This window comes from Candidatus Nealsonbacteria bacterium (assembly GCA_026396195.1).
In the GTDB taxonomy this organism is placed as follows: domain Bacteria; phylum Patescibacteriota; class Minisyncoccia; order Minisyncoccales; family JAGGXC01; genus JAPLXH01.
On the sequence record JAPLXH010000004.1, the window covers coordinates 1 to 14,254 of the forward strand.

Sequence of the window (14,254 nt, forward strand, 5' to 3'; positions counted from 1 at the left end):
AGGCATCCGGGGAATAAGATTAAAAAAGCCTACTGTTCACACACAGGGAGATGAAGTGATTGGCATGGAAGTAATTGACGAGAAATCCATGCAAAATCAGTTATTAGTGGTAAGCGAACTGGGTTTTGGCAAGAAAACCGATTTAAAAGAATATAGATTGCAAGGAAGAGGAGGGAGCGGAATTAAAACCGCCAAAGTTAATTCCAAAACCGGAAACTTGGTAGGCTCCCAAATATTAACAGGCCAAGAAGAAGATTTAATAGTTATTTCCCAAAAAGGACAGGTTATCAGGATTAAAGTTTCTTCGATTTCTAAGTTAAGCCGGGCTACCCAGGGAGTCAGAATCATGAGGTTAGATTCTGGTGACAGAGTAGCTTCCACGGCCTGCGTTTAATCAAAAAAATAATGGAAATTTCTTTTTTAAGACCGGAAAAAATTTTACAAGAACTGGATTTAAAAGAAAATATGACTGCCGTTGATTTTGGTTCAGGCAGCGGCGGTTGGGCGATTCCTTTGGCTAAAAAACTGGAAGAAGGAAAAGTTTATGCCATTGATCTCCAGGAAAGCGCTCTTTCGGCTTTAAAAGGAAAAGCCGGCCTTGAAAATGTTCTGAATATTGAAACTGTCCTTTGCGACTTAGAAAGAGCCGAGGGACTGGAATTGATAGGTGATTTTTTTGATTTGGTTTTAATGACCAATCTTCTTTTCCAGCTCAAAGATAAAAACCAGGTTTTAAGAGAAGCCAAGAAAATTTTAAAAAAACAAGGCCAGCTTTTGATAGTTGACTGGAAAGCCGAAATTCCCTTGGGCCCTAAGGAAGGGAAGATTTCCTCCCAGGAGCTTAAAAAAATAACAGAAGGCCTGGGATTTAAATTCAAGAAAGAATTTGAGGCTGGGGATTACCACTATGGTTTGGTCTTTACTAAAATTTAGTTTTTTTTATAATTAGAATAAAGTATGAGGAAAAAAATAATCATTTTTACTGCCATTCTGATAATTACGATTTTTGGCTTGTTTTTTTCAGGAAAAAATTTAGTTTTTGCCGTTGATTTATGTACTGACGCTCTAACGTGCGATACATATTGTTTTAATTCTTGTCGAGAAGATCCTGCTAATCCGGGAAATACGATCGGTTTAAATAGTCCGGCGGGCAGATTTTGCCTTTGCAATCCATGGCATGCCACAACCGTAGATACTTTAATAGAGAGCGTTACCAATTTTATTCTTTATCTTGCCACCGTAGTTTATCCTTTAATGGTAATATTTGCTGCTTTTTTATTTATGACCGCTGCCGGAAATCCCAGTAACATTGAAAAAGCCAAAAGCGTTCTTATTTTTTCTTCTGTTGGTTACGGAATTATTATTTTGGCAAATGCTTTAGTTTATGTTATAAAAAGTGTGATAGGAGGATAATTAAAAAAGGTCGATAAATTAAGAAAAAAAATATAAAAAATTAAAAATAAAAAAATGAAAAAGATTATTGTAAGCTTGATTGCTTTAAGTTTTTTGTTTGGAGTCATAGCGCCGACTTTTGTTTCCGCGATTGGCGAAGATTCGTGCACAATAAGAAAGAACGCTAACCAGATTTTAGGCGCAAACTGTTGTAACGCGGTTGGTACTCCACAAAGCTACGGCACTGTTAATCCTAATTGCGCTAGTAATGCTAATGGAGCTACTTGTTGTTTGTTCAGCAGTATTCTTAATATTACTAACTGGATGTTTTTGCTTTTAATGGTGATAGCAATGTTGTTTATTGTTATAGGAGCAGCCACTATACTGATGTCTGCCGGAGTTGAAGACAAGGTCAAATCAGGCAGAAATTATATTATTTATGCTTTGGTTGGATTAGCAGCCGCCTTGTTATCTTACATGTTGCCCTACCTCATGAAAGCAATGATTGGCGCTTAAGAGCATTGAAAAATAGAATAATTTAGGATATTATTTTAACGTTGCCCTCGTGGCGGAATTGGCATACGCGCAACGCTTAGAACGTTGTTTCCAATAGGAATTGCAGGTTCAAATCCTGCCGAGGGCACCAAAAAATCCCGCAAACGGGATTTTTTGGTAGATTGAAAGCGAATATTTTTTACTTCGTTTTTAGTTTTATTTTTCTTTTTATTTCCCGTTCGATTTTCGGCATCTTAATGGTTAAAATGCCGTTTTTTATTGAGGCCTCCACCCGGGAGTTATCCACTTCTTTTTGCAAAATAACTTCTCTGGAAAAAGGGCCCCAATAGCATTCTTCGATAAAATAATTTCTTTTGGTTTTCCCATCATCGGGTTTTATTCTTTGGCCTTTGATTTCTAGGACATCTTTTTCAATGGAAATTTCCAAGTCATCAATATCAATCCCGGCCACTGCGCTTTGGATAAAAAGTTCGTTTTCGTTTTCAAAAACGTCAATGGTCAGCTTTCCCTCTGATTTTAACCAGTTTCCGTTGTTTTTTATTTCCCCGGTTTTTCTTTTTTTTAAATCTGTTTTATTTTTTTTGAAAAACATAGGCCGATTAATTTAATTTTTATTTTAATTTGCAAGCACTGCTTAATTTTTTTAATTTTTGGAAAGCTAAAAAGATAAAAACAGCGAGCCCGATTAAAATTAAAGCTGGAATCAAAAGCAAAAAGTTATTTAAAGTTTCTATAAATTTAATTATAGAAAAGTTATAAAGGCCGTGCAAGAAGGTAGCCAGGAAAATTCCAAAGAGAATGAGTCTTTTTTTTGGTTTTTTTGAGCGAAAAGAAAGAGCCAGAAAAAAGCCGATGGTTCCCGAGCACAAGGCGTGCAGAAAGGTTGCTCCCAAAAACCTGAAAAGGGATAAAACCATAGTATCCATAATTCTAAAGGGCTGGCCAAAGGGCAGCAAATATAAAATATTTTCTATGGCCGCAAAGCCCAAACCGGCAATTATCATATAAAGCATGGCGTCCAAGGGCTCATCAAACTCCGGGTCGGAAATGGCCGCTTTTTTCACTACTAAGTATTTCATCAGCTCTTCTATCAGGCTGATTCCCAGGAAAATTTGCAAGATTGAAGAAAGAAAAAAAGGCAGCGAAATTATATTCAACCCCAGCTGGAAATTAATTTCCAAAAGGGCGGCTAAAAAAGCGGAAAGAACGCCGTATCCGAAAACTTTCAATATCATCCGGTTGGATTCAGGATGGACATCTTCTCTCAAAAAAAACAAAAGCCAGACAATGCTGGGCAAGACTCCAAAAATAAAACAAATAAAATAAATCATTTTATTTCGGCCAGGATTCGATTATTAATAATTTCTTTTTGTTTTTTATAGGAAGCGATTGATAAATTTCTTCGGTAATAAAAGGCAAGAAAGGATGAAGCAGTTTTAAAGAATTTAACAAAACAAAAATAAGGACTTTTTGAGTGTTTATTTTTTCTTTCTGGGATTTGGTTTTTTCAATATAAATGTCGCAAAAATCATGCCAGAAAAAATCATAAAGCTTGTTTGCCGTTTTTCCGAATTGAAATTTGCCTAAATATTCATCGGTTGATTTTATCGTGAGATTCAGTTGTTTTATAATTTTTTTATCAGCCAAGGTCAGTTTTTTTGAATTTTTAATGCTTTCCAAATCTTTTATGTTGAACTTTAAATCTTTGATTTGCATTAAAACAAACCGGCTGGCGTTCCAAATTTTATTACAGAATTTTTTGGCCATTAAAATATTTTCTTCACTAAATTTAATATCCTGCCTGTCTGAGATCTGGAAAATTATTCCAAAGCGGGTGGCGTCCGAACCGTATTTGGTTATTAAATCCATCGGGTCAACTCCGGTACCCAAAGATTTTGACATTCTTTCTCCGGTTTTGGCAAAAACCGTGGGATTAATATAAATGTTTTCAAATGGAATTTTTTTCATAAATTCCATGCCCGAGAAAATCATTCTTACCACCCAAAGGTAGAGAATATCGGGAGCTGTAGCTAAAACCTGGGTAGGGAAGTAATCTTTTAAATCTTTTGTTTTTTCCGGCCAACCCAAAGTGGCAAAAGGCCATAAAGCCGAGGAAAACCAGGTATCTAAAACATCATTAGTTCCTTCAATGGGAATTTTATGGCCCCACCAGATTTGGCGGGAAATACACCAATCCCTAACATTTTTTAGCCAATTAAGATAATTTTTTTCCCATCTTTTGGGATGAAATTTAATTTTTCCATTTTTAATCGGCTCTTCCGCCAGCTTTGCCAACTCAGTCATTTTCAGAAACCATTGCTTTGAAGGCAGAAACTCAATCGTTGTTTTACAGCGATAACATTGAGGAACCGATACTGTATAATCTTCAATTTTTTCAATGAGATTTAATTGTTTCAAATCCTCGATTATTTTTTCCCGAGCTTCAAGAGCCGAAAGCCCTTGATATTTTTGAGGGGCCAAAGTTGTAATTTTTCTTTTTTCATCAATGACTTTTATGATTTCCAATTTATGCCTAAGCCCTATTTCGTAATCTTTTAAATCATGAGCCGGGGTAACCTTGACAGCTCCGGTTCCGAATTTTAAATCAACCAACCGGTCAACGATAATCGAGATTTCTTTTCCAACCAAGGGTAAAATTATTTTTTTATTGACCAGATTTTTATATCTTTCATCTTTGGGGTTGATAGCTACAGCCGTGTCGCCCAGCATGGTTTCCGGCCTTGTTGTGGCTACTGTAATAAAATCTCGGGAATCTTTAATCGGATATTTTATATACCAAAGCTTACCATTTTTGTTTTCTTTGTGTTCCAATTCCAAATCCGACAAGCTGGTTTGGCATCGCGGGCACCAATTAACTACCCGTTCTCCCTGATAAATCCAGCCCTTTTTTAAATAATTTGAAAAAGCAACTTTTACCGCCCGGACATAATTTTCGTCCATCGTGAATCTGGTTCTTGACCAATCGCAACTGCAGCCCAATTTTTTAAATTGATTGAGAATTGTGTCTCCGTATTTTTCTTTCCATTCCCAAATTCTCTCAATTAATTTTTCCCGGCCTAAGTCAAAGCGGGTCTTTCCTTCTTTTTTTAATTGTTTTTCCACCACGTTCTGGGTGGCGATTCCCGCATGGTCAATGCCGGGCAACCAAAGAGTTTTAAATCCCTGCATTCTTTTTTGGCGGATTAAAATATCCTGGCAGGTCGCGTTTAAGGCATGTCCCATATGCAGGGAGCCAGTTACATTTGGAGGGGGGATGGTAATACTGAAGGTTTTTTTTCGCTTGCCGGGCAGTTTATCGGGATTGAAAAAACCGGACTTTTCCCAAAGGTTATAAATTTTGTTTTCCGTTTGATTTGGGTCGTAAGCTGGTTCCATTTTTTTATTATATCTTTTTTTCTTGCTCTGGCGAATTAATCTGTTCTTAAATTAGCTCGAGCTTTAAGATTTTTCCAATGTTTCGACTTTTTTTCTGAAAAGTTAAAATAACCTTGAATCGCGGTCATTACCGCGTTGTCAGTGCAATAAACTGGTTCGGGAATCAATAATTTAGTTTTTGGCAAAGAATTTTCCACAGCTTTTTTTATTTGTTTTCTCAATTCTTGGTTAGATGCCACGCCTCCGCCCAAAAGAACGCTTTTTACCCTGAAATCCTTGGCTGCTTTTATGGTTTTTTTAATTAAAACATCGAAAATTGCTTGCTGGGTTTCAAAACAGAGTTGGCGGATATAATTTTTATCTTTTTTTATTTTTGAACTTCTTATTTTAAAATCATACAAAACCGCGGTTTTTAATCCTGAAAAACTGAAATCATAATTTTTGCTGTTTATCATCGGTCTTGGCAAATCAATTTGCAATTCGACACTTCGGCTGCGCTCAGTGTCGCCCTGAGCCTGTCGAAGGGTGTCATTTGCAATTTTCCATTCTTCAGCTTTTTTTTCAATAATAGGACCTCCGGGATATTCCAATCCCAGAATTCTGGCCACATTATCCAGGCATTCTACGGCCGCGTCGTCCCGGGTTTCCCCTAAGATTTTATAATCTTCAGTATCATTCATTAAAATTAACTGGGTATGGCCTCCGGAAACAACCAGAGCCAAAGCCGGAAAAAAATCCGAATTCGTTTTTAAATTAATTTTTTCTTCAATAAAATTGGCGAAAATATGACCTCTAACGTGGTTGACCGGAACAAGGGGTATCTTCCAAAAAAAAGATAAAGCTTTGGCCAGATTTATTCCTGTCCACAAACAAGGCTCCAAGCCGGGACCTTCAGTTACGGAAATTACGTCAATTTTTGGTTTTTTAATTTTTGGAACAAATTTTAAAAAACTATTAAGCAATTCCGGCTCTTTTTCCAGTATTTTATTTATTGTATTTATTTTTTTATTTTGGCATTCGATACTGAGGGTAGCCGAAGTATCGCCCTGAGTCTGTCGAAGGGTGCAATTTGCAATTTTCATAACTTTTTTTAAAATCGGAATCAGATTTTTTTGATGGGCTCTCATAGCCAAAACAGGGTAGACCCCGCCCCATTTTTTATGGATTTTTATTTGAGAAGAAATAATATTTGAAAGAATGTCAAAATAAACTCGATTTTTTCCTCGAGTTCTAATTATTGCCAAAGAAGTGTCATCGCAGGAAGTTTCAATAGATAAAATCATCATATTGATAAAATTTAGCAGGTTAAACGAAATTTATCAATTTATTCTTGATATTTTTTTATTTTTTAGATACAATAATTAACGTACTAAAGGCCCTATCGTCTAGTGGCCAGGACAGCAGGCTTTCAATCTGCTAACAGGGGTTCGATTCCCCTTAGGGCCACAAATTAAAAACCCGAGATATTCACATTCTCGGTTTTTTATTTTTGCAGAGTTTTATAGTATAATAACAAGAACAAACTAATAATAAAAAATATGTTTATATTTAAAAAACAAACAGAAGAAACAACTTATAATAATTTTAAAATTTTTAACAAAAATATTATAATTTTAGTTTCTTTTTTAATTTTAATTATTTTTTTGTTGATAATTTTTTCTTTATATTTTTTAAACAAAAATGAACAGAAAAAAACTATTCCGCCTATTTCGGAGGAAGAAAAAAACCAAACCCAAGCAATGCCCAAAATTAATGTTCCGGCAGTGCTTTATAATTTATTCGGGACTGTAGAAAAAATTGAAGAAGGGAAAATTATTTTTAAAGCCACAATTCCCCAGTTTGACGAAAATAATAAGGATATTTCAAGAAAGGAAACAAGAAAAATTATTTTAACTCCTTCTACGGAAATTAAATCTTTGGTTTTTTTATTGGATAAACTAACGGGCAAAACAATGCCTACTGAAGTAAAAATGAGCTTGGAAGATATTAAAATCGGGGACTACGTTGAGGTTGTTTCCAGCAAAGACATTAAAAATTCAGAAAGCTTTGAAGTAAAAAAAATTACAATTATAAATCGTTAAAAATTTTACATGAGAAATAAGAATATTTATTTTTTAATTTTTTTGGCAGTTTTTATATTTTTTCCAAAAGGCTCGGTCTTTGCCACCCCAGGGACACCCGTTATTAATGTTGAATGTCTTCCGGGTTCAACAACAGCCAAAGTAACTCTTACTTGGAGCCCGGGAGTTCCCGCTCCTTCTTACTTTTATATTGAAAGAAGAATAGCAGGAATTAACCCTTTTGTGATAATTGCCACCACCACCGGTACAATCTACGAAAATTTTCCGATTAATAGCGGTATAAGTTATAATTATAGAATTGGCGGAGGCGTTTTTTTCGGCACCTCTTCACCGGCAACCTCTACTCCGGTTTATTGCGCTCCTTTCATAAATAACATTTATTCTCCTCCTTGCCAGACCGATGGTCCCAGAATTAATTTTAGCTGGGTTGCGGCTACGGGTAATTTGTCTAAATACCAAATTTTTAGAAAAAAAGAAGGAGAATCTTCTTTTTCTCAGTTGCCAGGAGATATTCCTTCGACAACCTTATCTTTTAGCGACGGTCCCAATATTGAAGGGACAAAAAATTATTATTACATTGTTAAGGCTATTTGGCAGAACAATGCCAGTTCTACTTCTGATTCTAGCCTGCCAAAAGAGGCACCGACTTGCCCGGTTGATTTAAGCGTTTCCGCTAATTGTCTTGCTTTATCTCCGGGCGGGCCTCAGAATAATTTATCCTGGAATAATTTACTCGGAGTACAACAATATGATATTTATCGCAAAGCAATTGGCGAACCCGTTGAAAGTCGAATAGCAACTACTACTCAAAATTCATATTCAGATAAATTAGTTGAAACCCTGCCCAATGGTTATTACCTTGTCGGGGATAATTCTTATTATGTAAAAGCAGTTTGGCCCAGGGGGGACATGAAAGATTCTTTGACAAAACAACAAAGCACCATAGATTGTTCCCCGTTTTTAAGAGTAGAGGACAATTGCGAGGAAAAAAGCATGAGGCTTTTTTGGACGCGCGCCAAAGGAATTATAGGAAATATTCATTATACGATTTATGTGAATGGTTTTTGGCTTTTGCAACAAACGGAAAATACATACATTGACGCTGCTTCTTGTTCTGGAGGGGTGTGCAGTGTTTCTTATAGAGTTGAAGTTGTAGAGAATTTAAAAACCTCAGATAATGTTCCAAAAGATATGAATTGCACTGATCCTCCAGCTCCTCAACCTCCGCCCATCCTAGATATTCCCACGGCTGAGTGCAAAGGCAGTCCCCTAAAATCAGTAATAAGGAATTCCTGGTCAAGTTCCGCCAATGTTTCTTTTTATAAACTTTTAAGAGATGGAGAGATTATATCTCCGGGTCCCGGCGCTGAAACCTATTATGATGACTACGTTGGAGGCGGAGTAAACTATACTTATAGCGTAAGGGCTGTTAATACCGGAGGAGAAACTCCTTCTAGTAACCAAGTTAATAAAGACGCTGTTTCTTGTTTTTCTCCTTCCCCACCGCCGGTGGTTTCTTTATATGCTTCTTGCTCTGCAAGCGGTCTTCCGTTTATTGATATTTCCTGGGAAGGGTCAAGCAATGTTCGTGAATACGTAATTTATAAAGGCACCACAAGTGCAAACCTTGCTGTTTTGACAACGCTTGGTTCTGGCGCTTTAGTTCTTCCAGGCGGTGATATTAATGTCGCAACTTCAACTACTTATTACTATAAGGTGAGGGCTGAGGGCCCAATAGGCGTAAATCCTTCTGATTCTCTAATTGTTTCCACTACAAGCAAAAGTTGTTTGCCGACAGTTCCTTCTCTTTATTTGTTAAACAGTTGCGTCGGACAAGATCCCGTGATTGACCTTGGCTGGTCTACTAACCAGGAGAACACAAGCGCTTATCAAATTTTCCGGGACTTCGTTTTCATTCACCCCATTTCTTTCCCTTATATTACAACTTGGCAGGATGATACTGTTTCTCCTAAACAATTATATCAATACAGAGTTGACGCGATTGGTCCTCTGGGCCAAAGGTCCCAGAGTAATAGCACAACCACTACCAGTTGGTATTGCATGCCGCCGGATACTTTTTCATTACAAAATCCCAACGTTTACTGCAAAAATTCTTATATTTGGGCAAGTACTTCTTGGACAAATAGTCAATATGCCATTAGCTACGATTTGAACCGTTATTTATATAGCGGAAATACAATAATAGGAACAACCACTTTAAATGTTGGAGCCACAACAACTTTTATTGATAAAGGATTCGGCAACGCTTTAAAATTTAATGGAGGTACCGATAGAATTGAATTTGAACCCTCCGATTCTTTGAATAATTTCACTAAATTTTCAATAGAATTTTGGATAAAGCCCGAGTTTAAGGGCATTTCAGCTGTTTTGGGAACCACTGATCCTTGGAATAATGTCCTGGGTGGTTTTAATTTTTATCTAAGAAATGAACTAGACAAAGATTTTGCTTTTAATTTGGGCGGTGCGCAGTGGCGCCTCGGAAATTATACAGCCAATAATTGGTATCATATAATCGGCACTTATGACGAACGATATATGAGATTATACGTGAACGGTCAATATCTGGGTTATTTGAGCAAGGCCAGCTCAACTTTTCCTTATCCCATCCAAAATACCGCCCCTCTTACGATCGGAACAATACCAGGTCTCAGTAGTAACTTTATAGGGATAATAGACGAGGTAAGAATTTATGCCAACATGGTGACCACTTCTTTGGCTCTAGCGCACTACAATGGAGATTATTCGGGAGACGCTAATGGTTGCGGGTCAAGCGGAACACAAAATTGTGATTTAAGGGGTCTCTGGTATTTTGACGAAGGTGTGGGAACTATTGTAACCGACAGTTCTAATCATAATAATAACGGCACGATTATAGGTGCAACTTGGGTTCAGAGCGGGCCTCAGACTGAAACAAAATATGGCTGGCAGGCAATAGCTTATAGCAACGGCTCGATTCCTACTCTTTCCAATACAACGACCGCCATTACGACTCCGTCTTGTCCCCCTTCAAAGCCGGGCTTATTTTTAAGTTCAACATGTTCTCCGGGCCCGGGAATTAAGCTGGAATGGTCTTTTTCAATAAATGCTAATCAATACGATATTTGGCGGAGCACAGGCACAGCTCCCGCAGTTCAGATTAAAAGCATTCCAGCCATTAGTCCTTTATGGTGGATAGATTCGGGCTTGCAAACAGGAACCAATTATACTTATTTTATTAGAGCTATTGGAAACGGCGGCTCTGTTGACTCAGCCTCTTCATCTCAAATAGCCCCGATCTGTGACGTTCCTGAACCTCCTGAAAATGTTCTAGCCACCCCCAGCTGTATTGATTCTCTTCCCAGAATTCGTTTAAGCTGGGATGCATCTCCAAACGCTGATTACTATGAAATATTTAGAAACGGAGATTCTTATGCTTCAACTGGCGCTACTTCTATGTTTGACGACTATCCTAAAGTAAAAGTAGGAAAATATTATTCATATAGGGTAACGGCTCGAAATACCGGCGGAAGCAGTCTTCCTTCTGACGAAGCAACCACTTCTCTTGGTTATTGTTTGGCTTCAAAACCTTCTTTGTCTGTTTCAACTTATTGTTCTTCAACAAAACCCATTAATGAAATTAATTTTTTAGATTCGACCTTTTTTAACAGCAAAGAATATGCAATTTATCGCGCTTCTCCCAGCACTTCAATTACTACCATCTTAGCCACAGACACTGCTGCTTTAAAATTTAGCACTAATCCTATTACAGACATTATTACCTGCGGCCAAGATTCAAGTTTGAATATCGCCGATAAGCTTACGATTGAAGCTTGGATAAAACTTGAATCCATTAGTCCTTCGAAAGGTTTTGTATCCAAAGGAAATGGCTTATCAACTACTAATTATCAATTCGGAACAGGTTTTAGCGGGACACTTTTAAGATTTCGTTATGGGTCAACCAGCGAGGCTTATAAAGAGTCAATTCCTCACGGCTTTGCCATAAATAATTGGTATCATGTTGCGGTTACTGTTGATACCGTAAGTAATGTTCTTAAATTTTATGCATCTGGCACCTTATTAAGCACCACTACATTTACAGATCCTTTGCCGACAAACGAAGATTTTTTAATTATCGGCGATGGAATAGATACTCTTTTTAAAGGAAATATAGATGAGGTTAGGATTTATAACCGGATTTTAACCGCCGGCGAAATTTTACAGCATTATCAAAGGAATTATAGCGCAAAGGAAACAAATTTAAGGGGCCTCTGGCATTTTAATGAAGGGAGAGGACAAATAGCCAGGGACAGTTCAGGCTATGCAAACGACTGCGATATGACGCCCACAGATTATCGTGGAGCAGATTGGGAAGACCTTTCGCTTTCACCGACTGCCCCGACGTATTCTGTTTTAGATACGAGATTTTCTAATGAATATAAAGCGTTTAAATACGACAGCCAAAGTCTCCAATCAAGCACAACTTATTCTTATTGGATAGAGACAACGGGATATTCGGGCCCTTCCACTTCATCTATCTTAAAATCAATCACAACTTTAAATTGCGAATTTACTCCTTTAGCTCCGACAAACCTATCTTTAAATGCCAGTTGCGCTCAATATAAAGATCCTTTTAATGCCTTGTCTTGGAATGGTTCCGTTGGGGCTTTGTCTTATAATATTTATCGGTCAACCACTTCCGGTCCTGTTTCAACTTTTTATACTTACAATTCTCCTTTTTCAGACAATGGCAGTTTTGCTTTAGATTTTGCCGGAACAGCAACTAGTAACGTTATAATTACTGACCCCAGTTTTTTAGGCGGAGTGACAGATGGTTTGAAAGCCATATCCGTTGAATTCTGGATTTATTATGATTCCGGAGCATCGACAGACCGCGGCGTTTTACTTGATGATGGACTGGCATTTCATACTTTTCAAGTTTCAGCATTTTCTTTATCCGGGCCGGGCGGACAAAGCGGATATTTAGGCTATAATAAGACTTTAACTACAGGCGCGTGGCATCATTTTATGGGAACTTGGGATAGGGATCAGTTGGGCAATAACATGAAATTGTATGTTGACGGGGTGTTGGAAAGCGAACAGCCATATAATCCTGTTCCTCCAAATAATTATCTTTATTATGGGGACGCCCACTTAAGAATTAACGATGGCTGGCATGAGTATACTTCCATTGACGGAAAGGTTGATGAGCTAAGAATTTATAGCCGGGCATTGTCAACAGAAGAAGTTTTCGAACATTTTAAAGGAGTTTACAAAAACGAATCAGGACTTAAAGGAGCTTGGCACTTTGATGAAGCTACTGGGACTCAAATTTTAGATAGCTCGGGCAATAATAATCATGGTTCTATTGTGGGTCCCGGAGTTGTCTGGCTTGAAGCAACTAGTGGCGTGGCTTTCTTTACTTCAACAATTCACAGGCCTCCAATAGAAGAGCAAAAATCATATGATTATCAGGTTACAGCTCGCGGAGCGGGTACGGAAAGCCCTCCTGTGAGCGGGAGCATAACCAGTTCACTTTGCCAACCCTCGATAAAGAATTTTTCTATCACTTCTGATTGTTTATTTAATCCCACCAGCGGCCAGTTAGAACCTCGTTTTCATCTTGATTGGGACTCTGAAGATGATTCTTTCAGCATATTTAAACGTAGAACGGGAGATCCGAATCCGGCAGTTAATATCGCCACGATAACAGATACGGATTATTATGATATTGATCTTCTGAACATAGAAGGCACCGAGTATGAATACTATATTTCGGCTATAAACAATTTTTATGGGGAAACCGCTTATTCGGAAATTGAAACCTCTACAACTCCTTTGTGTTCAAACACCATTCAAACGCCGGACATAACTGAAGTTTTTCCCTATTGTCCTAGTTCCGGACCGGGAGCTAAGCCAAGAATAAGAGTTAAATGGGACCCTCTTCCTTTGAATCCTTTGGCTGTCCTTTATGAGGTTTGGCAGAAAAATGAAGACTGTTTAAGCTCTTCGGAGGTTTTTGAAATAGCTGGCACAACAACTAATAGATCCTTTCTAGATTCCTCTATTAACAACAGCGAATCTTATTGTTACAAGGTGAAGGCCTTTGATGTATTGAATAATTCTTCAACCTTTTCTTTATCAGAAGGCGCAATCACTGGCAATTGTGAGATTTTGAGTCCCGCTCCTGCTCCGTCCATTGCTTTAGATTTCTTGTCTGGTCCTTGGCGAGTCGGCAACCTTTATTTGCAAATTCGTTGGAATGATGTGTCCGGAGACACGGGATACAAAGTTTTTAGAAAATTACGCGGTGAAATATGGGGGGATAGAACTGCAGACGAGCAGAAGATAGCTGATTTGGTCAATCTGGGAGCAGAAAGCGATCCAATTTATTATCTAGAGACATATCCATTTTTTTTAGATGCTACGAATTATGATTATAGTGTTTCTGCTTGGAATATTAATGGTCCTGTTTATTCTAATAATTTGTCCGTTGATTTGCCTATAGCCCTTCCCGGACCATTTACTATTACCGGCCAGGACCTTGCTAATATTACAATATCGCTTTTCGATGAGCCGGCCACAACAGTGGCCAGCGGAAGGGATTTTTATACTTTTTACAGAGGGTCAGAATCGATAAAAGACTTGCCATATGATAGTGGTTGGGCTACTTTTACTGCTGGATGCGTTAATACAACTTCTTTATCTTGCATTGATTACCTTCCTATTCGTAGTCTTAATTGGTATATAGTAAGAGCACAGGCGCAGAATTGGTCTTCAATTTTTGAACCTAATCAGTACACCCCGTCAGATTCTATAAATTTGTTTGTTTTCGCTCCCAAGTGGAGGGAAATAAAACCCTGGTAAAATTT

The 14,254-nt window shown here is 37.8% G+C and carries 10 protein-coding genes and 2 tRNA genes; 8 read left to right on the forward strand and 4 right to left on the reverse strand.

Features of this window, described 5'->3' with window-relative positions:
- From NTU58_00845 to NTU58_00865, 5 genes are all read left to right on the forward strand, one after another.
- Positions 1-394, forward strand: a 394-nt coding sequence (locus tag NTU58_00845) for a DNA gyrase subunit A (GenBank protein ID MCX6764243.1), incomplete at its 5' end; no start/stop codon positions are given.
- Between the two features lie 11 nt (positions 395-405).
- Positions 406-933, forward strand: a complete 528-nt coding sequence (locus tag NTU58_00850) for a class I SAM-dependent methyltransferase (protein ID MCX6764244.1) — start codon at positions 406-408, stop codon at positions 931-933.
- A 24-nt stretch (positions 934-957) separates the two neighbouring features.
- Complete coding sequence (locus NTU58_00855) at positions 958-1,413, forward strand: pilin (GenBank protein MCX6764245.1); 456 nt, start codon at positions 958-960, stop codon at positions 1,411-1,413.
- 54 nt (positions 1,414-1,467) lie between these two features.
- On the forward strand, positions 1,468-1,908 hold the full coding sequence (locus tag NTU58_00860; GenBank protein ID MCX6764246.1) for a hypothetical protein: 441 nt from the start codon (positions 1,468-1,470) through the stop codon (positions 1,906-1,908).
- Positions 1,909-1,951: 43 nt separating this feature from the next.
- Positions 1,952-2,038, forward strand: a tRNA-Leu gene (locus NTU58_00865).
- Between the two features lie 48 nt (positions 2,039-2,086).
- Here the strand turns inward: NTU58_00865 and NTU58_00870 are convergent.
- From NTU58_00870 to tsaD, 4 genes are read right to left on the reverse strand one after another with little or no spacing between them, the layout of a single operon-like run.
- Positions 2,087-2,500 (reverse strand): Hsp20/alpha crystallin family protein, encoded by a 414-nt coding sequence (locus NTU58_00870; GenBank protein ID MCX6764247.1) that lies wholly within the window; start codon positions 2,498-2,500, stop codon positions 2,087-2,089.
- Between the two features lie 19 nt (positions 2,501-2,519).
- Entirely contained in the window at positions 2,520-3,239 is a 720-nt protein-coding gene (locus NTU58_00875; GenBank protein ID MCX6764248.1) for a PrsW family intramembrane metalloprotease, read from the reverse strand.
- Position 3,240: 1 nt separating this feature from the next.
- A complete protein-coding gene (gene valS, locus NTU58_00880; GenBank protein ID MCX6764249.1) occupies positions 3,241-5,304 on the reverse strand; it encodes a valine--tRNA ligase in 2,064 nt (687 codons plus the stop codon).
- A 35-nt stretch (positions 5,305-5,339) separates the two neighbouring features.
- Positions 5,340-6,590, reverse strand: coding sequence for a tRNA (adenosine(37)-N6)-threonylcarbamoyltransferase complex transferase subunit TsaD (tsaD, locus tag NTU58_00885; protein MCX6764250.1), 1,251 nt, complete (start codon positions 6,588-6,590; stop codon positions 5,340-5,342).
- Between the two features lie 88 nt (positions 6,591-6,678).
- On the opposite strand from tsaD, the gene NTU58_00890 reads away from it, so the two are divergent.
- The 3 genes from NTU58_00890 (at position 6,679) to NTU58_00900 (ending at position 14,249) form a co-directional block, all read left to right on the forward strand.
- Positions 6,679-6,750, forward strand: a tRNA-Glu gene (locus tag NTU58_00890).
- Between the two features lie 92 nt (positions 6,751-6,842).
- Positions 6,843-7,385: a hypothetical protein gene (locus tag NTU58_00895; protein MCX6764251.1), complete on the forward strand. Its 543-nt coding sequence runs from the start codon at positions 6,843-6,845 to the stop codon at positions 7,383-7,385.
- Between the two features lie 9 nt (positions 7,386-7,394).
- Positions 7,395-14,249: a hypothetical protein gene (locus NTU58_00900; protein ID MCX6764252.1), complete on the forward strand. Its 6,855-nt coding sequence runs from the start codon at positions 7,395-7,397 to the stop codon at positions 14,247-14,249.
- Positions 14,250-14,254 lie beyond the last annotated feature (5 nt).

What these genes read in the sequence shown, in the direction of transcription:
- NTU58_00850 (MCX6764244.1), top strand. Translation starts at nt 406, where the DNA reads ATGGAAATTTCTTTTTTAAGACCGGAAAAAATTTTACAAGAACTGGAT.
- NTU58_00855 (MCX6764245.1), top strand. Translation starts at nt 958, where the DNA reads ATGAGGAAAAAAATAATCATTTTTACTGCCATTCTGATAATTACGATT.
- NTU58_00860 (MCX6764246.1), top strand. Translation starts at nt 1,468, where the DNA reads ATGAAAAAGATTATTGTAAGCTTGATTGCTTTAAGTTTTTTGTTTGGA.
- NTU58_00870 (MCX6764247.1), bottom strand. Translation starts at nt 2,500, where the DNA reads ATGTTTTTCAAAAAAAATAAAACAGATTTAAAAAAAAGAAAAACCGGG.
- NTU58_00875 (MCX6764248.1), bottom strand. Translation starts at nt 3,239, where the DNA reads ATGATTTATTTTATTTGTTTTATTTTTGGAGTCTTGCCCAGCATTGTC.
- valS (MCX6764249.1), bottom strand. Translation starts at nt 5,304, where the DNA reads ATGGAACCAGCTTACGACCCAAATCAAACGGAAAACAAAATTTATAAC.
- tsaD (MCX6764250.1), bottom strand. Translation starts at nt 6,590, where the DNA reads ATGATGATTTTATCTATTGAAACTTCCTGCGATGACACTTCTTTGGCA.
- NTU58_00895 (MCX6764251.1), top strand. Translation starts at nt 6,843, where the DNA reads ATGTTTATATTTAAAAAACAAACAGAAGAAACAACTTATAATAATTTT.
- NTU58_00900 (MCX6764252.1), top strand. Translation starts at nt 7,395, where the DNA reads ATGAGAAATAAGAATATTTATTTTTTAATTTTTTTGGCAGTTTTTATA.